This is a genomic window from Janthinobacterium sp. NFX145, from assembly GCF_049810325.1.
Lineage (GTDB): Bacteria > Pseudomonadota > Gammaproteobacteria > Burkholderiales > Burkholderiaceae_D > Janthinobacterium > Janthinobacterium rivuli.
Genome location: NZ_CP187360.1, coordinates 5,533,990 through 5,554,919 on the forward strand (window position 1 = coordinate 5,533,990; position 20,930 = coordinate 5,554,919).

At 62.6% G+C, this 20,930-nt stretch carries 16 protein-coding genes; 7 read left to right on the forward strand and 9 right to left on the reverse strand.

Translation table 11 applies throughout. The features are described from left to right. Nucleotides 1-34 precede the first annotated feature (34 nt). Complete coding sequence (locus ACPJXG_RS24775) at nucleotides 35-2,500, reverse strand: IPT/TIG domain-containing protein (protein WP_425252613.1); 2,466 nt, start codon at nucleotides 2,498-2,500, stop codon at nucleotides 35-37. A gap of 663 nt (nucleotides 2,501-3,163) precedes the next feature. On the opposite strand from ACPJXG_RS24775, the gene metH reads away from it, so the two are divergent. Next, entirely contained in the window at nucleotides 3,164-6,958 is a 3,795-nt protein-coding gene (metH, locus tag ACPJXG_RS24780; protein WP_425252614.1) for a methionine synthase, read from the forward strand. A 111-nt stretch (nucleotides 6,959-7,069) separates the two neighbouring features. Further along, nucleotides 7,070-7,441, forward strand: a complete 372-nt coding sequence (locus tag ACPJXG_RS24785; RefSeq protein WP_099403347.1) for an SPW repeat protein — start codon at nucleotides 7,070-7,072, stop codon at nucleotides 7,439-7,441. 153 nt (nucleotides 7,442-7,594) lie between these two features. Here the strand turns inward: ACPJXG_RS24785 and ACPJXG_RS24790 are convergent, their stop codons facing one another. The 8 genes from ACPJXG_RS24790 to rsmB all read right to left on the reverse strand — a co-directional run bounded on the left by ACPJXG_RS24790 (nucleotide 7,595) and on the right by rsmB (nucleotide 15,819). After that, on the reverse strand, nucleotides 7,595-8,875 hold the full coding sequence (locus ACPJXG_RS24790) for an EAL and HDOD domain-containing protein (protein ID WP_035824533.1): 1,281 nt from the start codon (nucleotides 8,873-8,875) through the stop codon (nucleotides 7,595-7,597). 137 nt (nucleotides 8,876-9,012) lie between these two features. After that, the gene (locus tag ACPJXG_RS24795; RefSeq protein WP_081922850.1) at nucleotides 9,013-9,792 is read right to left on the reverse strand and encodes a class II glutamine amidotransferase; all 780 of its coding nucleotides are present in this window, start codon (nucleotides 9,790-9,792) and stop codon (nucleotides 9,013-9,015) included. 77 nt (nucleotides 9,793-9,869) lie between these two features. Next, nucleotides 9,870-10,127, reverse strand: coding sequence for a BTH_I0359 family protein (locus tag ACPJXG_RS24800; protein WP_035824528.1), 258 nt, complete (start codon nucleotides 10,125-10,127; stop codon nucleotides 9,870-9,872). 153 nt (nucleotides 10,128-10,280) lie between these two features. Next, on the reverse strand, nucleotides 10,281-10,682 hold the full coding sequence (locus tag ACPJXG_RS24805; protein WP_425252615.1) for a GTPase: 402 nt from the start codon (nucleotides 10,680-10,682) through the stop codon (nucleotides 10,281-10,283). Then, on the reverse strand, nucleotides 10,679-11,398 hold the full coding sequence (locus tag ACPJXG_RS24810) for a response regulator (RefSeq protein WP_035824525.1): 720 nt from the start codon (nucleotides 11,396-11,398) through the stop codon (nucleotides 10,679-10,681). The genes ACPJXG_RS24805 and ACPJXG_RS24810 overlap by 4 nt, the downstream gene beginning before the upstream one ends. Before the next feature lie 98 nt (nucleotides 11,399-11,496). Beyond that, nucleotides 11,497-13,794, reverse strand: coding sequence for a sensor histidine kinase (locus ACPJXG_RS24815; RefSeq protein WP_099403349.1), 2,298 nt, complete (start codon nucleotides 13,792-13,794; stop codon nucleotides 11,497-11,499). Then, nucleotides 13,794-14,300 carry a DUF4390 domain-containing protein gene (locus ACPJXG_RS24820; RefSeq protein ID WP_225243733.1) on the reverse strand — a complete coding sequence of 169 codons (507 nt, stop codon included), beginning with the start codon at nucleotides 14,298-14,300 and terminating at the stop codon, nucleotides 13,794-13,796. Before ACPJXG_RS24820 ends, ACPJXG_RS24815 begins: the two co-directional genes overlap by 1 nt. 97 nt (nucleotides 14,301-14,397) lie before the next feature. Continuing rightward, complete coding sequence (gene rsmB, locus ACPJXG_RS24825) at nucleotides 14,398-15,819, reverse strand: 16S rRNA (cytosine(967)-C(5))-methyltransferase RsmB (RefSeq protein WP_425252616.1); 1,422 nt, start codon at nucleotides 15,817-15,819, stop codon at nucleotides 14,398-14,400. Nucleotides 15,820-16,195: 376 nt separating this feature from the next. Between rsmB and argS the strand changes: the two genes are divergently transcribed. The 5 genes from argS to ACPJXG_RS24850 are packed head-to-tail and all read left to right on the forward strand — an operon-like array spanning nucleotide 16,196 to nucleotide 20,927. Further along, entirely contained in the window at nucleotides 16,196-17,905 is a 1,710-nt protein-coding gene (argS, locus tag ACPJXG_RS24830; RefSeq protein WP_425252617.1) for an arginine--tRNA ligase, read from the forward strand. 20 nt (nucleotides 17,906-17,925) lie between these two features. Continuing rightward, entirely contained in the window at nucleotides 17,926-18,630 is a 705-nt protein-coding gene (locus tag ACPJXG_RS24835; protein ID WP_176389129.1) for an SPOR domain-containing protein, read from the forward strand. 9 nt (nucleotides 18,631-18,639) lie between these two features. Continuing rightward, entirely contained in the window at nucleotides 18,640-19,311 is a 672-nt protein-coding gene (locus ACPJXG_RS24840) for a thiol:disulfide interchange protein DsbA/DsbL (protein WP_425252618.1), read from the forward strand. A gap of 37 nt (nucleotides 19,312-19,348) precedes the next feature. Next, nucleotides 19,349-20,122 (forward strand): SDR family oxidoreductase, encoded by a 774-nt coding sequence (locus ACPJXG_RS24845; protein ID WP_425252619.1) that lies wholly within the window; start codon nucleotides 19,349-19,351, stop codon nucleotides 20,120-20,122. 10 nt (nucleotides 20,123-20,132) lie between these two features. Then, nucleotides 20,133-20,927 (forward strand): biotin--[acetyl-CoA-carboxylase] ligase, encoded by a 795-nt coding sequence (locus tag ACPJXG_RS24850; RefSeq protein WP_425252620.1) that lies wholly within the window; start codon nucleotides 20,133-20,135, stop codon nucleotides 20,925-20,927. Nucleotides 20,928-20,930 lie beyond the last annotated feature (3 nt).

Sequence of the window (20,930 nt, forward strand, 5' to 3'; positions counted from 1 at the left end):
CGCGGCAAGCCCTTGTTGCATCCGGACCGCTGGCTTAGCGGCGCTGCACCTTCATCAGGCGTGCGCCCACGGACGACGACAGGCTGACCTCGAAACGGCCGCCGGCCGGCAAGGCGCTCACGTCGACGCTGGCTTTGCCACCCGTCAAGTCAGTGGCGACCACCGTCTTGCGGCCATCGGCGGCCACGTGCAGCACGGCGGCATACGGTTCCGACTGGGCATTCCAGACCAGCGCCAGCTTGCCGCCGCTTTGTGTCGCATCGAACGTGGCATCGTTGGCGGCGACCTTGCTGCGGCGCGCCGGGCGCTCCAGCTTGGCTAAAGCCTTGCCATTTTGCAGCACTTGCACGTCGCTGATGTCGCCCGGGTTGGCGAAGCTGACGCGGAAATGGCTCATGGCGTTACCGCCATGGTCGGCCACGGAGACGGCATCGAAGGGCAAGTCGATAGTCTGCCCCGACGCCGTCAGCACGCGCAAGGTATAAGCATGGCCGCTGCCACTGGCAGCGACGCCGATGCGCACCGACGAAGCAACGGCTGGACGCAGACCCACGCCCGATGGCGTGATGCGGCCGGAAATCGTCAGATAGCCATTCTCGGCCACGGACATGCTGGCGGCCAGCACATTGCTGCCCGTAACTTGCGTGCTGCGTTTTTCCAGGAATTGCTGCACCCGCGCATAGCTGTAGTCGGAGAACCAGGCGCCGCTGCAATAGCTCATCACGTCCTTCATCGGCGTGCTGCCATAGACCGCCTTGCTCAGCTGGCCGATGCTGCCCGCGTAGTTGCTGTTGTACAGCGCTTGCGGACCCAGATCGCCATTGGCATACGGGTAGTCGGGAGCCGCATTGGCTGGACCGCCGCAGGCTACGTGCTGCAGCGAGTGGTTGTGGCCCAGCTCATGCACGAGCGTGGTCAGCCATAGAGGCCATTGATTGCCGAAGGGGTCGACCGCTGCGATGCGGTTGGAACGGGCATCGAGGCCGATGGCCGACGTGAAGTCGCTGCCGCTGCTGCGCTGGTTGATGTAGGCCAGGCCGGCGGCGTTGTTGACGGACATCTTCGGCACGAAACCATAATAATAGGCGCCGCTGTCTTCCAGCGCGCGCTGGTTTTCCAGCTTGCCCAGGGTATCGCTCCACCAGCTGTCGGCCGTGCTGCTGCCTGGCATGCTCAGCGCAGTGCGCGTCGTGATGCTGATATTTTCCGCCGCATACGGATACACGCGCAGCAGCGCGGCGCGGATCACCTCGGCGTCAGGCAGTTGCGCCACGCCATCATCGGTGCTCAAGGGCACGAGCACCAGACGAATTTTGGCCAGGCTGGCCACCGCAGGCGCCGCTTCCTGGCTCACTTGCACGCCATCATTGCCGACGGCCGTCACGCGCACGCGCACGCCGGGCAAGATCCAGCCGGAAGGCAGGACGGCACTGAAGTTGCCATTGAAACTGTCATCGTTCTTCGTCACCGGCAAGAGCGCCGGCCCCGTCATCGCGATGCTGCCCAGATTGCTGCCATTGGCGGCCGTCGCATTCAAGGTGACAGCCGGGCTGGTCTGGCCCATTTGCGCGCCCAGCACGGACACGCGCACGGCGGCCGGCTTGCCGCGCGTCAGGCGCAAGGCCGTATTGCTGGCGTTCAAATTCAGTACTTGCGCGAAATCAATACTGCCCAAGGTAAAGGCCGACACCGTGCCCGCATTCACGGCGATGCGCGACGCGGCCGACAACATCACGTTGCCCGTTGCCGAGGCTGGCGCGGACAACAGCAGCTGGCTGGCGCTGGCGCTGACGATGACGGCAGGCGTATTGCCCACCGAAGCCGAGCTGACCTGATCGAGATTGCTGCCCTGCAGCGTCACCGACAAGGTCGTGCCGTTGACAACCGACGAGATCGACGTCACCGCCACGCTGGCCAGGACCGTGTACGCGTCGCCGCTGGCGACATCGTTGTAGGGACCGCGCACCGTCAGTGCGCCAGTCGCGGCGCCCGCAGGCACTACCACCGTCACGCTGCTGGCCGTCTGGCTTTGCGGCGTTGCCGCCGCGCCATTGCCAAACTGTACCGCCGTCACGGCGCCCATGCCGGCGCCCGTGATCGTCACGCTGGAACCGACACCGCCCGTCGCCGGTGCGACGCTGCCCACGCTCAATGGCAGGTACACAGTGACGTTATAGCTGGTGGCCGCCGTGCCGCTGGCGCTGACCAGGCTCAAGGCGCCCGTGACGGGCACGCCCGGCATGGCCAGAGTCACGCTGGTGTCGCTGCTGGCACTGGCGGCAACGTTCACGCCACCCACCTGGAAAGCCGTCACACGGCTCAGATTCGTGCCCGTCACCACCAGGCTGCCACCGATGGCGACATTCGCCGCCGAGACGGCCGTCACGGCGGGAATCAGGACGGGCGTACCCGAGGTGGTCGCCACCACCGTGTCGCCACCACCACCGCCCCCGCCGCCGCAGGCGGACAGGCCCAGCATGACAAACAATGCTACAAGCAAATGGTTTTTCATGGCTGGCAACCATGTTGATGCAGCGCGATGCCGGGGAGGACACGAGATAAATGTGACATATTGGTGACTTTTGGTGAGAATTTAATTTCGAAGAACCAATATTATGGGTTAATTCGATTCCTAAAGACAACTATTAATGTTTTTGATTCAATTGGTTTTGATAATAATTAAAATATCTTCTTGGCAAATTTTATTTTGAGCATTATTGGCTTCACTCTGTATTGACTTAAATCGAAATTACTTTCCTTTGCAGCTATTGCTATTCGGTTCATTAAAAATATGCGGATATGGCGCAAATAATGTGGAAATTTTTCCACAGCCTATAGAGCAGTATCTCCCTGCCAACTTTGGCGGAAAAATTAACGTTTTGAGTAAGATTTTCAGGAATGTAATTTTCAGAAGCTGGCGTGGCGGAGGGCGATGTGTTGCAATGTGTTGCAACCAGGCCTGCCGTGGGGTGAACAGCCGCTTTTGCTTAAAACCAAAGCAGCCTGATGCCGTATAATTTTAGACCCGGTGAAATCAGGCGATTGCCACCTTCTGCCTGCCCTACCCGGCCGGCACTCTCCGTCAGCTGATCCTGCTGGCCGCATCCGCCTCGTACCTGTCTTGTCGCCGCGCCGCCGCCCGTTTGCCTATTGAAAGCATGAAATGAACGATACCGTGATCCCCGCCATGTCCCCGACCGAAGCCACCTTGCGCGCCATTCTTTCGCGACGGATCATGATTCTCGACGGCGCGATGGGCACGATCATCCAGCAATACAAGCTCGACGAAGAAGCGTACCGTGGCGGCCCCGCTGGCCGCTTCATCGATTTCACCGCGCCGGCCGACAGTGGCGCGCGCGAACTGTTCGTCAAGGGCAATAATGAATTGCTGACCCTGACGCAGCCGCACATCATCCAGGAAATCCACGAGCGCTACCTGGCGGCCGGCGCCGACCTGATCGAAACGAATACCTTCGGCGCCACGACGATCGCGCAAGACGACTACCACATGGCCCACCTGGCCTATGAAATGAACGTGCAGGCGGCAAAACTGGCGCGTGCCGCCTGCGACAAATATTCCACGCCGGACAAGCCGCGCTTCGTCGCCGGCGCCCTCGGGCCCACGCCGAAGACGGCGTCGATCTCGCCCGACGTCAACGACCCGGCCGCGCGCAACGTCAGTTTCGACCAGCTGGTGGCCGCCTACCTGCAGCAGACGCAGGGCCTGGTGGAAGGCGGCGCCGACGTGCTGCTGGTGGAAACCATTTTCGATACCCTCAACTGCAAGGCGGCCCTGTTCGCCATCGACCTGTTCTACGAGCAAAACCCGACCGTCGTGCGCCTGCCCTTGATGATTTCCGGCACCGTCACGGACGCGTCGGGACGCATCCTGTCGGGCCAGACCGTGCCTGCCTTCTGGAATTCCGTGCGCCACGCGAAACCGCTGACCATCGGCCTGAACTGCGCGCTGGGCGCCGCCCTGATGCGTCCGTACGCGGAAGAGCTGGCCAAGATCGCCGACACTTTCGTCTGCATCTACCCGAACGCGGGCTTGCCCAACCCCATGAGCGACACGGGCTTTGACGAGTTGCCAGCCGACACGTCCGCCCTGCTGCGCGAATTTGCCGACGCGGGCTTTTTGAACATGGCGGGCGGCTGCTGCGGCACCACGCCCGAACACATCGCCGCCATCGGGCAATTGCTGTCGAAAAACACGCCGCGCACCGTGCCGGCGCCATCGCACGACTTGCGCCTGGCGGGCCTGGAACCGTTCGTCGTCAATGACGAGTCGCTGTTCGTCAACGTGGGCGAGCGCACCAACGTCACGGGTTCGAAAGCGTTCGCGCGCATGATTCTCAACGAGCAATACGACGAAGCCCTGTCCGTGGCGCGCCAGCAAGTGGAAAACGGCGCGCAAGTGATCGACATCAACATGGATGAAGCGATGCTCGATTCGCTGGCCGCCATGACGCGCTTTTTGAACCTGATCGCCTCGGAACCCGATATTTCGCGCGTGCCCATCATGGTCGACTCGTCGAAATGGTCGGTCATCGAAGCGGGCCTGAAATGCGTGCAGGGCAAGGCCATCGTCAACTCGATTTCCATGAAGGAAGGCGAAGAGGAATTCCTGCGCCAGGCGAAACTGTGCCGCCGCTATGGCGCGGCCGTCATCGTCATGGCCTTCGATGAGAAGGGCCAGGCCGACACCTTCGAGCGCAAGATCGAGATTTGCGCGCGCGCGTATCACCTGCTGATCGACGCGCTGGACTTCCCGCCGGAAGACATCATTTTCGACCCGAACATCTTTGCCGTCGCCACCGGCATCGAAGAGCACAACAACTACGCCGTCGACTTCATCAACGCCACGCGCTGGATCAAGGAAAACTTGCCGTACGCGAAGATCTCGGGCGGCGTGTCGAACGTGTCCTTCAGTTTCCGCGGCAACGATCCCGCCCGCGAAGCCATCCATACCGTCTTCCTGTATCACGCCATCAAGGCCGGCATGACCATGGGCATCGTCAACGCCGGCATGGTGGGCGTGTACGACAACCTGGACCCGGAATTGCGCGAGCGCGTGGAAGACGTGGTGCTGAACCGCCGCGAAGACTCGACCGAACGCATGATCGAATTTGCCGGCACCCTGAAGGCGGGCGGCAAGGCCGAAGCGCAAACCCTGGCCTGGCGCGAAGGCACGGTGCAGGCGCGCCTGTCGCACGCGCTGGTGCACGGCATCACGCAATTCATCGTCGAAGACACGGAAGAAGCGCGCCAGGAACTGCTGCACAATGGCGGGCGCCCGATCCACGTGATCGAGGGGCCGCTGATGGCCGGCATGGACGTGGTCGGCGACCTGTTTGGCCAGGGCAAGATGTTCCTGCCGCAAGTGGTGAAATCGGCGCGCGTGATGAAACAGGCCGTGGCCCACTTGATCCCGTTTATCGAGGAAGAAAAGCTGCTGGAAGAAAAGCGCACGGGTATCGTGGCCAAGCCGAAGGGCAAGATCATCATGGCGACCGTGAAAGGCGACGTGCATGACATCGGCAAGAACATCGTCACCGTCGTTCTGCAATGCAATAACTTCGAAGTGGTGAACATGGGCGTGATGGTGCCGTGCTCGGAAATCCTGGCCCGCGCCAAGGTGGAAAATGCGGACATCATCGGTCTGTCCGGCCTGATCACGCCGTCCCTGGAAGAAATGGCGTATGTCGCCAAGGAAATGCAGCGCGACGAACATTTCCGCATGCTCAAGATTCCCCTGCTGATCGGCGGCGCCACCACCAGCCGCGCCCACACGGCCGTGAAAATCGCGCATAACTACGAAGGCCCCGTGATCTACGTGCCGGACGCCTCGCGTTCCGTGTCCGTGGCGCAGTCGCTGTTGACGCCGGAACAGCGCGACAAGTACGTGGAAGACATCGAACTCGACTACGCGCGCATCCGCGAGCAGCACGCCAATAAAAAGGCGCTGCCCATCCTGCCGCTGGCGCAAGCGCGTGCCAACCGGATGGTCGTGCCTTTCGACGGCGCCTGCACGCCCGTGAAACCAAAGTTCATCGGCCGCCGCCTGTTTAAAAATGTCGACCTGGCCACGCTGGCCAACTATATCGACTGGGGTCCGTTCTTCCAGACCTGGGACCTGGCCGGCCCCTTCCCCGCCATTTTGACGGATGAAGTGGTGGGCGACGCGGCCACCAAGGTGTACGCGGAAGGCCAGGCCTTGCTGAAAAAGCTCATCGACGGACGCTGGCTGACGGCCAATGGCGTCGTGTCCTTGCTGCCGGCGAACAGCGTCAATGACGACGATATCGAGGTGTACACGGACGATACGCGCAGTACCGTGGCGTTCACCTACTACGGCATGCGCCAGCAGAGCGTCAAACCCGTGGTCGACGGCGTGCAGCGTCCGAACCAGTGCCTGGCCGATTTCATTGCGCCGAAGGCATCGGGCGTCAAGGATTACATCGGCATGTTCGCCGTCACGTCCGGCCTGGGCATTGAAAAGTACGAAAAACGCTTCGAGGATGCGCACGACGATTACTCGTCCATCATGCTCAAATCGCTGGCCGACCGTCTGGCCGAAGCGTTCGCCGAATACCTGCACGAGCGCGTACGCAAGGATTTGTGGGGCTATGTGCCGGATGAACACCTGGGCAACGACGACATGATCGCCGAGAAATATGTCGGCATCCGCCCGGCGCCAGGCTACCCCGCGTGCCCCGAGCACACGGTCAAGAAACAGATGTTCGAGGTCATGCAGGCCGAGGAAATCGGCATGCAGCTGACGGAATCGTACGCCATGTTCCCCGGCGCGGCCGTGTCCGGCTTCTATTTTGCCCACCCGGAATCGAAATACTTCGTCGTCGGCAAGATCGGCATGGACCAGGTGGAAGACATGGCCAAGCGCCGTGGCGCCAATATCGAGGACGTGGAACGCTGGCTGTCGCCGAACCTGTCATAAGCGGTGAGAAGGCGCGCGGAACTTTTCGCGCGCCGCAGCGCACTAACGCAGTATGCCGGCCGGCATGCTGCATGCCCGCTCCGGCCCGTTCTCAATTGGCAAGGAGGTAATATGGCAAGCAACTTCAAACTGAAACGCTGGCAGGATCAGGTGATCCTGTTGCTGGGCCTGTGGCTCGTCGTCTCGCCCTGGGCCTTTTCCTACCCCGAGGGGTCACCGCAGATGATCAACGCCTTTGTCTCGGGCCTGGTGATCGCCGGTCTGGCCGCCTTCGACCTGTACAAGACCTATTTCTGGGCCGTCGTCGTCAACCTGCTGGTGGGCGTGTGGGTGGCGGCCTCGCCGTGGGTGCTGCGGCTGGCCGATCAGCCCGTCGTCATGTGGAACGAGCTGATCGTCGGTATCGCCGTCGTCGTGCTGGCCCTGTGGGAATTGCGCACCGACCCCGAGCTGCACAAGCACTGGCCAGGTGCGGCGGCGTAGGGCGCAAAAAAGCCCTGTCACGGCGACGCCGTGCAGGGCTGTTTTTTGACGGGTCGCGTAGGTCGGATTAGCGCTTGCGCGTAATCCGACACCACAGTCATCGCCAACAATGTTGTCGGATTACGCGTGACCTGGCGGCCGCGCTAATCCGACCTACAGCGCATACCTTACAACGTTATCGCTCCATTCATAGGCGGCCATTTCCAGCTCCACCAGGTCGTCCGGCGACATGGCGAGATCGCGCAAGGTTGGCACGATCTCGCCTTCCATGTCTTCGATGCGCTCGATGCATTCGGCCAGGCGCAGCAGGTCGCCGTAGAAGCCTTCGCGCGACAGCAGCGCTTCGGCAACTTCGTCGATGACTTCGATCTGGCTGAGGATTTCCGACATCGGCACGCCGAACAGGGTATCCATCAGGGACATGATGCCGACCGTAAAGGCGATATCGGCCGAATGGGCGTGGTTGGGGCGCAGTTTATGCGCCAGCAATTCCAGCAAACGGCCGCGCGTGGTGGCCAGCATCAGCAGCGGCGTCATGCTATGGCCGCGCTTGCTTGGTTCCGCGTACAGCATGATTTGCAGCCAGCGCTGCAATTGGCGGCGGCCCAGCACGGTGACGGCCTGGCTCAGCGAATCGATGCGCTGGCGCGCGCCCACGGCCGGCGTATTGACCAGGCGCAGCAGGTTCAGGGCCAGCGACACGTCGCGCTTGATGGCACGCTCGATGTCCATATTGTCGGCGTCGGACGTCACCAGTGTCATCAGTTCCATGACGGCCAGTTGCGACGGCGACAGCTTCTTGCCCGTCATGATGGCGGGCTTGGCAAAGTAATAGCCCTGGAAGTAATCGAAGCCCAGGTCCAGGCCCGATTTGAATTCTTCGCGCGTCTCGACCTTCTCCGCCACCAGTTTCTTGTTTTCCTGCTTGAAACGGGGCGCCAGGGCCGCCAGCACTTTCGGATCGACCGTGCTCATGTCCATCTTGACGTATTGCACCAGCGGCAGCAGTTCCTGCACTTGCGCCGTGTCGGAAACGACGTTTTCCAGCGCGAAGGTGAAGCCATGGCCCACCAGTTCGCTGATGCGCGCGCGCACTTCCGGCGTGACGGGCATCGATTCGACGATTTCCAGCACGACTTTTTCACGCGGCAGGAAGACGAAGATGTCGCTCATGATCACGTCGGCATCGACGTTGACGAAACCGAGCGCGTCGCCGATGACCTTTTCCATGCCCAGCTGGGAAGCGTGGGCGATGACGGACGCCGTGGCGGACAGGTCGCTGGTAATGTTGGCGGGACCGACCGGAGCGTTGCGGAATAGCAACTCATAGCCAAACAGGGCTTGATTGCGGTCAAGAATAGGTTGTCGCCCCAGATAGAACTCGCGCACGCGCAAGGGTTTCGGGGTGATGTCGTTGCTGGAAATATCGATCATTAACTCTTCATCAATCACGTCGAGTGACACCGGCCGCGCCGCGCCCGTATCAAGGTTCACTATTGACAATACTTTAGCTGAATTCCGCCCGCGCTGTGGGTATTTTGGCAGCAATCCAGTTTATTGTCGTCAACAAATTAGGGCACTGGCGTGTCTTGCACCATCCCATCGACAAATAATTTCAACTCGCCCGGCGCAAACGCCGTCCATTGCTCATTTGTCGTCAGCGGCTGGGTAACGATCACGGCCACTCTGTCCTGCGGTGTCGTCACCTGGGAAAAGTCCACGCTCAGGTCTTCATCGGAGAGTTTAGCAGTTGGGAACGGATGTTGTCGCACCAGATAGTGCAAGCTGGTCGAGCAATGGGCAAACAGCGCCTCGCCGCTCGACAGCATCATATTGAACGTGCCGTGGGCAGCGATGCTGGGCAACAACTCCCCCAGGGCCGCATGCAGTTGCGGCAAGGCCGGCGGGGCGTCGCCAAAGCGCGCGTGCAGTTCCTGCAGCAGGTAGCAGAAAGCCAGCTCGCTGTCGGTGCAGCCGACGGGACGGTAACTGCCCGTCAGCACAGGATGAAATTCCTTCAAATCGCCATTGTGGGCGAAGACCCAGTAGCGGCCCCACAGTTCGCGCACGAAGGGGTGGCAGTTTTCCAGCGCCACCTGGCCTTGCGTAGCCTTGCGGATATGCGCGATGACATTGCGCGACTTGATCGGGTAGCGCTTGATCAGTTCGGCCACGGGCGAGGCGATGGCCGCTTGGTGGTCGACGAAATGGCGCACGCCGGCGCCCTCGAAAAAGGCGATGCCCCAGCCGTCATGGTGGGTATCGGTATGGCCGCCGCGCATGGCGAAGCCGGTAAAACTAAAGACAATGTCCGTGGGGACATTGCAATTCATTCCGAGAAGTTGGCACATGGTCTGTTTGCAGCGGGATAACACGGCCACCATACCACGCCATCTGGCGGATTGGTATGGCGGCGATGGCCATCCGATCAGTGCAACAGCACGGGCTGGCTCATGAGGGAATCATAGCTGCCCAGGAATTCATCGATCTCTTCCATGCTGGGTTCGCTGGCGATCAGCTCCGTGACGTCGCGGCGGAAGTTTTGCGCCAGGATGCCGGCGATAAATGTCTCGCGTTTGCCCCCCTTGTCGACGATTTCATAGCCGCCAAAGCGCAGGGCTTCCAGGTCGCCGTCGATGCCGAATTCCACGACGCTGTATTGTTCGCTGTTATAGATCAGGTTCATTTTGCATCCTTCGCTCAAGCAGGAGAAGCTCCTGCGGTTTCAGGACAGAGGTGGGGTTCACACGCCGCCATTTCAAGCGGCCAGGCCACCCTGCGGGCTACAGAGTTGTAACGAGATGCAAACTGCGACTGCGGTAAGTCGATCGAAAAATCGTCAGGCAAGCACGATGTCCGCTTGCAGCGCCAGCAAGGCATCGTAGGGACTGGCGGTGAGCCAGGTGCGCAATTGTTCGATGTGCGTGGCGTCAGCCAGGCTGATGAACAAGTGCGCGGGTGGATGGCGCAGCAGACGATTCAATGTTACACGCAATACGAGATTGCCGCTGCAGCATAGGCAACCGGGTGCGATGCGCAACAGTTGCAAGGGAAATGATGGAGAAGGGGAAACTTTCTCGGCCAGATCGGCCAGGATGGCGTTGCCATCGGCAAGGCCTTCGAGGATCACGGCGGCCGGCTGGTTCGGCGGCAAGGCTTGCGCGATGGCAGCCTCGCGCCCGGCGGCGCGTCCACCGCTGACCAGGGTCAGCGGCGTCGGACGCCGCGCGGCTGCCGTCACAGGCTTTTCTTGGCCAGCTTGCCAGGTTCGACGCCCAGCTGTTTCAGCTTGCGGTACAAATGGGTGCGCTCCAGGCCCGTTTTTTCCGCCACGCGGGTCATGCTGCCGCCTTCGCGGCCCAGGTGGTGTTCAAAATACATGCGCTCGAACGCGTCGCGTGCCTCGCGCAGGGGCAAGTCGAACGACAGATTGTAGCCATGGCCTTCGGCCACCGCCGGGACGGCGATGCCTGGACGCACCATCAGCTGTTGCGGCGCGCTGCCACCAAAGCTGGGCACGGGATGGCTGCTTTCCTCGGCCACCACGGGCGCCACGGGACGCGCTGCCACGCTCGGCGCGCGCACGGTTTCCTGGGCCCGCGTCAAGCCTTGCTGCACCGCTTTCAGCAGTTTTTGCAGGGCAATCGGTTTTTCCAGGAAGTTCATGGCGCCGATGCGCGTCGCCTCGACCGCCGTATCGATGGTGGCGTGGCCCGACATCATGATCACCGGCATGGTCAGCAAGCCGTCGCGCTGCCATTCCTTGAGCAAGGTGACGCCATCGGTGTCGGGCATCCAGATATCCAGCAATACCAGATCCGGCGCACCGGCGGCACGCGCTTCGCGTGCCTGCTGCGCATTTTCGGCCAGCTGGATAGCATGTCCTTCGTCGCCCAAAATTTCCGAGAGCAACTCACGGATACCCATTTCATCATCCACTACGAGTATGTTTGCCATTCGTGTCTTGCCTTCCTCATTTCGCCGGCCGTCGCGCACAAGATGCACACGGCGGACAACTATGATTTTATTAGTGTTTTAAATACTAAACCAGACCCTCACGCCAGGAATTCCTGGGCAGGAGTGTCGGGAGCTAACTTTAACAGCAAAATGACCACCGAAGCGCCATTGCCGTCGACCCGGTTCTCGATATCGATGCGTCCGCCGTGTTCATCGATAATTTTCTTGACCATCGCCAGGCCCAATCCCGTGCCGCGCGCCTTCGAGGTCACGTAGGGCTCGAAGGCCCGTGCCAGGATTTTTGGCGCGAAACCAGGGCCATTGTCGCTGATGGCCAGCCGTACGGCGATATTCACGCCGCCGTCCGCACTGCGATAATGAATTGCTTCCGTCCTTACGTCAATCCGCGGATGCGGCGAGTCCGGCGGCAGGTCGGCCATCGCGTCCTGCGCGTTCTGCAGCAGGTTATGGATCACCTGGCGCAACTGGGTCGGATCGCCCATCACCATCGGCAGATTTGGCGCCAGCAGCGGGTGGATGATGTCGCCATCGTCGCCGCGCAGGTACAGGTTCAGGATTTCCTCGATCAGCTCGTTCAGGCGCAGCGGCGTGAGCACGGCCGGCGGCGTGCGCGCATAGTCGCGGAAGTCGTCGACCATGCGCTTCATCGCATCGACCTGCTTGACGATGGTGGTGGTGGCACGGTTGAGCAGGTCGGCATCGAGTTGCTCCAGCTTGCCTTCGAGCTTCATCTGCAGGCGCTCGGCCGATAGCTGGATCGGCGTGAGCGGATTCTTGATTTCATGCGCCAGGCGGCGCGCCACCTCGCCCCAGGCGATCGAGCGCTGCGCGGAAATCACGTCGGAAATATCATCGAAGACGACGATGTAGCCGCTGCCGGACTCCAGCGGCAGGCGCGAGCCGCGCGCCAGCAAGGTGATGTCATGCTCGTCGGCACTACTGCCCAGGCGGCGCGGAATCTCGATCTGCCGCTGCCAGTGCAATCGCTGCTGGTTGCGGCCCGACGCCGATTGCGCGCTTTGCGCCGTGAAGGCGCTGATGATGGCGCCGCCAAACTCTTCCATTCCAACAATATGCGCCAGCGGCTGGCCCACCATGCTCATGCCCGAATGCTGCAGGATGCGCTCGACCGATTCATTGCAGGTCACCAGTTTGAAGTCGCCGTCTAGCACCATCACGCCGGCCGACATGTTCGCCAGCACCGATTCCAGGTGGGCCTTGGCGTTTTGCAAGGCGGCGCGGTTGCTTTCCACAGCCGTGCGCGCATCGAGCAACTGGCGCGTCATGATATTGAACGACTGCGTCAAGGTGCCCAGTTCATCCTTGGTGGCAACGATGGGACGCGGCGACAGGTCGCCCTCGGCCACGGCGCGCGTGCCTTCGGCCAGCAGCAGCAGGGGCTGGGCCAGGTTGCCCGCGATCAGGAAAGCGCTGCCGATGGCGCCAAAGATGGCCAGCAGCAAGGTCAGGGTGAGGATTTCCATATACATCTTGCGCAAGCCCACGCGCGCGACGAAACGTTCCTTGTATTCGCTGTAGGCGGCGCGCAGCACCTCGCCGTTCGTCGCCAGCTTGGGCGGCACCGATTGCAGTAGTTGCAAATAGCGGGGCGAGACGGACGGTCCCGGCACGGCTACCAGCACGCGCAGGCGCAGGCTGGCCGCCGTTTCCAGCGACGCTGGCAGGCCCGAGCGGAAACCACCGCCACCCGATTCCGCGCCATCATCGTGCAACTCCAGTCCCCCTTCGGCCGAGGCATAGCCGGCCGGCAAGGCCGCCTGCACCAGCATGGCCGGCGTCGGCAAGTCGGCCGCGCTGTGCGGCCCGGCGCTGGCCAGCAGCACGCCGTCGCCGCTGACGAGCATGGCATTTTGCATGCCCTCTTCGCGCAGCAGGCTGGTCAGCACGGCAGGGCCGGCCACCGGGTCGGCGCCCATTTCTTCGACGGCCTTGCGGCCCCGGTGGTCGAGCTCGACCAAGGCCGCGTCGAGGCCGGCACGGCCCAGCTCAATGCCCGATTCCAGCGCCGCTTCGATCTTGACGTTGAACCAGGATTCGATCGAGTGGGAAACAAATTGCACTGACACAAGGAAAATCACCAGGCCCGGCAGGATGCCGACGGCGGCGAACAGCATCACCAGGCGCGTCATCAGCTTGGAGCCGAACTTGCCGCTCTTGTAGCGCGCGTACAGGCGGGCCAGGGAAATGCCCACCAGCGCCAGCAGCGACACGGCGACGGCCGCGTTCAGGCCCAGCAGCCAGGTGTAGTAACGGTCGAAAAAGCCGGAATTGTCGGAAGCTGACGCCAGCAGAAACAGCAGGATACTGACAATGCCGCCGCCCACCACCAGCAGATAGCGCAATGCTTGACTCACTACTCCGCCGTATACAAGAAGGTTTTTTTATTCGAAGCCAGGCGCCAGTCGCTGTTATTGAAGGCATTGACCTGTATCGGCTTGGGCAGGTAGTCGCGGTCCATGCCCATGCGCAAGGTGACGTTATACGTCTGCCCCACTTTCAGCTCGCCGCGCCGCGCCACCAGCCAGCGGCTGGGACGGCGGATCAGGAACAGCGCATCGTCGAGCGTGGGGAAGCTTTGCTGCAAGCCGACGCCCGACACATGATACTGGCGCGTGAGCACGTTGTAGGACAGCTTGCTGGTCTGGCGCGCCACGATGGCTTTTTCATCGAACCAGTACCAGCGGGGCCGGGTCAGTTCGATTTCGGTCGTGAAATACAGCGGTACGCCATGCTGTACCGCGTCATCAAGGTCGTGATTGAGCTCGAAGGAATACGTGGCGGCCAGCTTGTAGCCCTCTTCGCCCGACTCGATGTAGGCACGGGTGATGTCGACCATGTCGGCGGCATGCGCGCGTGGCATGGTACATGCCAGCATCAGCAGCAGGGCCAGGAGTCGGAAGAGTCGTGTTGTCACAAGTGTGCCGGTGTAGTCCGTAGGATAAGGTTCGACGAATCGCTCAAGCCGCATTTTTTTGGAAAAGCGCATAGAACAAACCGTCGTGGTCCTGCTCCGCGCTGCCAGTCGGCAACAGCTGGCCAGGCGCTGTCAATCGGGTTGCATTATTGCGTACCGCAAATGCCGCCGCCTGTGCCTCGGATTCTTGCGGCCACAATGAACATGTCACGAACAGCAATTTACCATCGGGGCGCAGCATCTGCCACAGGTTGTCCAGAATTTTGGATGAAAGTGTTGCAAGTTGGAACGCATCGCCCTTGCGGCGCAACCAGCGAATGTCCGGATGGCGGCGCACGATGCCCGAGGCCGTGCACGGCACGTCGGCCAGGATGCGGTCGTACTGCTGGCCGTCCCACCACGCGCTCGATTGCGCATCCTGCGCCTTCAGGGTGGCGTCCAGGCCCAGGCGCTCGAGGTTTTCCGCGATGCGCGGCAGGCGCTTGGCGTCCGCGTCGATGGCCGTCACGTGCACGTCGGCCAGTTCCAGGATGTGGCACGTCTTGCCGCCGGGTGCCGCGCAGGCGTCCAGCACGCGCATGCCATCGTGCAAGTCCAGCAGCGGCGCAGCCAGTTGCGCGCCAGCATCTTGTACGGAAACGACGCCCTGCTCGAAGCCGGGGATCAGGGCCACGCCGATCGGCTTGTCCAGGCGCACGGCGAACGGTCCCACCTGGCGCGCGGCAATGCCCGCCTCCGCCAGCACGGCCAGATACGCTTCGACCGTACTCTTGCGGCGGTTCACGCGCAGGGTCAAGGGCGGCACGGCATTGCCGGCCGTCAAAATGGCTTGCCAGTCGCGCGGATAAGCCAGGCGCAGCGAGTCGATCCACCACTGCGGATAATTCCATTGCGCCAAAGGCTGCTGCAGGGCCGCTTCCAGCAAGGATTTGCGCTCGCGCAAGAAACGTCGCAGCACGGCATTCACCATGCCCTTGGCGTGCGCCAGGTCAGGGTGCGAGGTGGCGACCGTGACGGCCTGGTCGACCACCGTGAATTCTTCGTACGGCTGCTCGCCCGGCTCGGCCGACATCAGGGACAGCGCACAGCACAGCAGCGCGGCCAGCATCGGCGGCTCGGGCGCCTTCGACGTCATCAGGCCGACCAGGGTTTCGCTGCGGCCCAGCTGGCGCATGGTGCGGTAGGAAATATCCTGGATCGCGCCGCGCGCCTGCGGGCTGGCGTTCGATTGCATAAACACCTTGGCCAGCGCCTGCGGCAGGGCCGTGCCCGTGCGCACTTGCGCCACGGCATTGGCCGCGCCCAGCAGGCAAAACGCCAGCGAGTCGGCACGCAAATCGGGTTGGAAGCCTGGCTGCAAGACCGGTTTCAGGTCGGGATGGTAGCTGGGACGCAGTTTTGGTGCGGCAGGCGCCTGGCCTGGCGCCGGCTTGGTTTTCAATTTCAGCGTGGGGCGCTTGTTCATAGTTATCCGGTGTGGCTGCGCGCGGCGGGCTGCATGGTGGCAAAGTCGCGGCCGCGCGTCATCAATAAAGGGTCGATTGTAGCGTTTGTGGCGCCCTCTGGCCCAAGCGATTGCAGCGATACCTGTAAATTGCGGCAAAAAACTGCATATATACAAGCAGAATGCCCCATGCTGATGTTTTCGTGCACCAACATGGGCATGCTGTCCTGATAATATCGTGAAACGCGCCGGCACGGGCACACTGCCTGCCAGCGTATTGTTCCCGGCAGCAAACCAGTATAATTAACGCAGTCTGGGCGGCTTGGGTACTGGCCGTCCGTTTTGCTTTTCGATTCATTCTATTCATTCTTAACGCGGTTCCGCCGCCATCCTGCTCATGCTCGCCCAACAGAAACAAGAAATCATCGCCCTGTTCCAGGCCGCCCTCGCTCCCGTCCTGGCCGGCACTTCGCTAGCGCCTGCCGTGGTGCTCGAGCGACCACGCGATGCATCGCATGGCGACGTCGCCTGCAATATCGCCATGCAACTGGCCAAGCAGCTGAAACAGAATCCCCGCGAACTGGCGCAAACCATCGTCAGCGCCGTGCTGGCCAATCCGGCGGGCAAGGGCCTGATCGAGGCAGTGGAAATTGCCGGTCCCGGCTTCATCAACGTGCGCGTGTCAAACGCCGCCAAGCAGGCTGTGGTGAAAACCATCCTGAGCGAAGCCGACGGCTATGGCCGCAGCACGGCAGGCGCCGGCAAGCAGGTCATCCTGGAATTCGTCTCGGCCAACCCGACCGGTCCGCTGCACGTGGGCCACGGCCGCCAGGCGGCCCTGGGCGACGCCCTGTCCTCGCTGTTCGACGCGCAAGGCTACCAAGTGACGCGCGAGTTCTACTATAACGACGCGGGCGTGCAGATCCAGACCCTGGCCAATTCCGTGCAGGCGCGCGCGCGCGGCTTCAAGCCGGGCGACGCCGAATGGCCCGAGTCCGCCTACAACGGCGACTATATCGCCGACATCGCCAACGACTTCAAGGCCGGCAAGACCGTCTCGGCCAGCGATGGCCAGCCGGCGTCGGCCAACGGCAACGTGGAAGACATCGATTCGATCCGCCCGTTTGCCGTGACTTACCTGCGCAACGAGCAGGACATCGACTTGCAGGCGTTTGGCGTGAAGTTCGACAATTACTACCTGGAATCGTCGCTGTATGCGGACGGCAAGGTCAATAGCGCCGTGGAAACCCTGATCAAGGCGGGCCACACCTACGAGCAGGATGGCGCGCTGTGGCTGCGCACCACCGACTTCGGCGACGACAAGGACCGCGTGATGCGCAAGACGGACGGCACCTACACGTATTTCGTGCCGGACGTGGCGTATCACTTGGTGAAATGGCAGCGCGGCTTCGTGCAAGCCATCAATATTCAGGGCAGCGACCACCACGGCACCATCGCGCGCGTACGCGCCGGTCTGCAGGCCGTCGACATGGGCATCCCGCAAGGCTACCCCGACTACGTGCTGCACAAGATGGTCACCGTCATGAAGGACGGCGAAGAAGTCAAGATTTCGAAGCGCGCCGGCTCCTACGTGACCGTGCGCGACCTGATCGAATGGTCGGGCGGCGGCGACATCGCCAAGGGCCGCGACGCCGTGCGCTTCTTCCTGATCTCGCGCAAGGCCGACACGGAATTCGTCTTCGACGTCGACGTGGCGCTGAAAACTACCGATGAAAACCCCGTCTATTACGTGCAGTACGCGCATGCGCGCATCTGCCGCATCCTGGAAAACTGGGGCGGCGATGCCAGCACGGTCGCCAACGTCGACCTTTCCCCGTTGACGGCGCCGACCGAAGCGACCCTGCTGGCGACCCTGGCCGCCTACCCGGAAATGCTGGCGCGCGCGCAAGCCGAACTGGGACCGCATCAGGTGGCGTTCTACCTGCGCGACCTGGCCGCCAACCTGCACAGCTTCTACTTCGCCGAAAAAGTGCTGGTCGAGGACGAAGCCGTCAAGATGGCCCGCCTGGCCCTCGTCATCGCCGCGCGCCAGGTACTGCGCAACGGCCTGGCACTGATCGGCGTGTCCGCGCCAAACAAAATGTAATCGCGAAGGTCAAACCGTCAATGAATCACGCTTCCCGTTTCTCTTCGACCCGGCGCCAGCAGGGCAATACCCTGGTCGGCATCATCATCGGCCTGGTCATCGGCCTGGGCATCGCCGTGGTGGTCGCCCTGGTGATCACCAAGGGCGCCTCGCCGTTTACCGACAAGTCGGGCAAGGCCGGCAAATCGACCGAACCGACGGCCGGCCAGATCGCCGATCCGAACAAGCCGATGTACGGCAACAAGGAGGCGGCCAAGGAAGCGGCGCGCGACTTCTCCAAAGAGCCGCGCGAGATCGTCACGCCGACGCAGCCGGCTGCCCCGGCACCGGCGCCAGCGCAGCAGCCGAAGGCGCCGCCGCCGGACGCGCTGCAGGAATTGATCGGCACATTGAAGGACAAGCCGGCGCCGAAAACGCCGGCGGCAGCACCAGCAGCGCCGCAAGCCAAGGCCGACGTGAAAGAAGCCAAGGCCGATGCAGCCAGCGACAAATGGATTTATTATTTGCAGGCCGGCGCCTTCCATGACATGTCGGACGCCGAAAGCACGCGCGGCAAACTGGCGCTGCTCGGCTTCGAAGCGGCCATCAGCGACCGCAGCACCGACGCCGGCGTGCTGCACCGCGTGCGCGTCGGACCGTTCAACCAGCTCGAAGCGATGAACCGCGCGCGCACGAAACTGTCTGAAAACGGCATCGACGTCGCCGTCGTCCGCAACCAAAAATAAGGAACCAGCATGCGTTTTCTGAAGAACATCCTGATCGCCGCCGCACTGTGCACGGCCGCCATGGGCGCATCGGCCTCGCCGGCCGAGCCGAAAAACGGCGTCGAGTACGAAACCCTGCCCACGCCGCAGGCGACGGAAGCGGGCAAGAAAATCGAAGTGACGGAATTCTTCGCCTATTACTGCCCGCATTGCAACGTGCTCGAACCGCAGCTGGCCGCCTGGGTCAAGAAACAGGGCGACAACATCGTCTTCAAGCGCGTGCACGTGTCGCGCGATGACAGCGTGGCGCCGCAGCAGCGGCTGTTCTTCACCCTGCAAGCCATGGGCCTGGTCGACAAGCTGCACACCAGCGTCTTCCACGCCATGCACGTGGAACGCAACCGCCTGAACACCGACGACGCCGTTTTCGATTTCGTCGCCAAACAGGGCGTGGAGCGCCAGAAATTCATCGACACCTACCGTTCCATGGGTGTCTCGGCCCGCGTGCGCCGCGCGGACGCCATGATGCAGGGTTATAACGTGACGTTCTGGCCCATGATCGCCATCGATGGCCGCTACATCACGTCGCCGTCGCAGGCCGATCAAGGCAGCAAATCGGCCAAGAACGAAGAGCAGCTGAACGCCCAGGCGCTCAGCGTGATGGACGTGCTGGTCGCGAAAGCCAAAGCGGAAAAGAAATAAGCATGGCCACTTCCCTGGCGCGCCCGGGCATCGCCTGATGCAACGCGTGCTTTACAGCGTATTCATCACGGGCGCGTCGAGCGGCTTGGGCGCCGCCCTGGCGCTGCAGTACGCGCGCCAGGGCGCCCATCTGGGCTTGCTGGCCCGCCGCGGCGACACCCTGCAGCAACTGATCGCCTCCCTGCCCCACCCTGAACGCCACCGCGCCTACGCCGTCGATGTGTGCGACCACGCCGCCCTGAAAAGCGCGGCCGCCGACTTCATCGCCCATGCCGGCGGCATCGACGTCGTCATCGCCAGCGCCGGCGTGTCCTACGGCACCCTGAGCGAACATGCGGAAGACCTGGACGCCTTCGCGCGCCTGATCGCCATCAACGTCACGGCCACCGTCGCCACCTTCGCGCCCTTCATCGCCAGCATGAAAAGCCAGGGCAGCGGACGCCTGGTGGGCATCGGCAGCGTGGCCGGCATCCGCGGCCTGCCCGGCGCCGAAGCCTACAGCGCCTCGAAAGCGGCCGTCATCAGCTACTGCGAATCGCTGCGCCTGGAACTGAAACCGGCTGGCGTCAAGGTCGTCACCATCACGCCCGGCTACATCGACACGCCGATGACGCGCCACAACGCCTACCGCATGCCCTTTTTGATGCCGGCCGAAAAATTCGCCGCCCGCGCCGCACGCGCCATCGCCGACGGCGACAGCTACCGCGTGATCCCGTGGCAGATGGGCGTCGTCGCCAAGCTGCTGCGCGCGCTGCCCAATGCGGTGTACGACCGGGCCTTCGCGAATGCGCCGCACAAGGCGCGCAACTGACCCTATCACCATGACGAAGCACTCAGACCTGAACAGCGCGGCCATCGCCGCCCATTGCGCCACGGGCGCCTCCCACGTGGCCATTGAAGTGGTCGACGAAACGGGATCGACCAACGCCGACCTGCTGGCGCGCTGCGCCACCCTGGCCGGTCCCACCCTGCGCATCGCCGGCCAGCAGACGGCCGGACGTGGGCGCGCCGGGCGGCCGTGGGTGTCGCAGGCGGACGCCAGCCTGATGTTCTCGCTGGCCTGGCGCTTCAAGGGACCGCTGCATCAGCTGGTGGGATTGCCGCTGGCCGTCGGCGTGGCGCTGGCCGAGACCATGACGGCGCTGGGCGTGCCGGTGCAACTGAAGTGGCCGAACGATCTGCTCAAGGATGGCCATAAACTGGCCGGCATCCTCGTCGAGACGCAGCAGGCGGCCGATGGCGCTGTGTGGGCCGTGATCGGCTGCGGCATCAATCTGCTGATGCCCGATGCACTGGAACGGCAGATCGGGCGCAGCGTCTCGGCCGTGCCCTGGCTGGCGCAGATGGAGCGCAATACGCTGGTGGCGGCCCTGCTCAGCCGCCTGGCCGGCGTGCTGGCCGAATTCGACGACACGGGCTTCGCGCCTTTCACGGAGCGCTGGAACGCGCTGCATGCGTGGCAAGGCCAGCACGTGAAAATTCTCGACAACGGCCAGCTGCTGCAGCAAGGCGTGGCGGCCGGCGTGGACCAACTGGGCCGCCTGCTGCTGCGCACCGATGGCGGGCTGCAGGAAGTCATGTCCGGCGACGTGTCCCTGCGCCTGCTGGGGGAGTAAGCA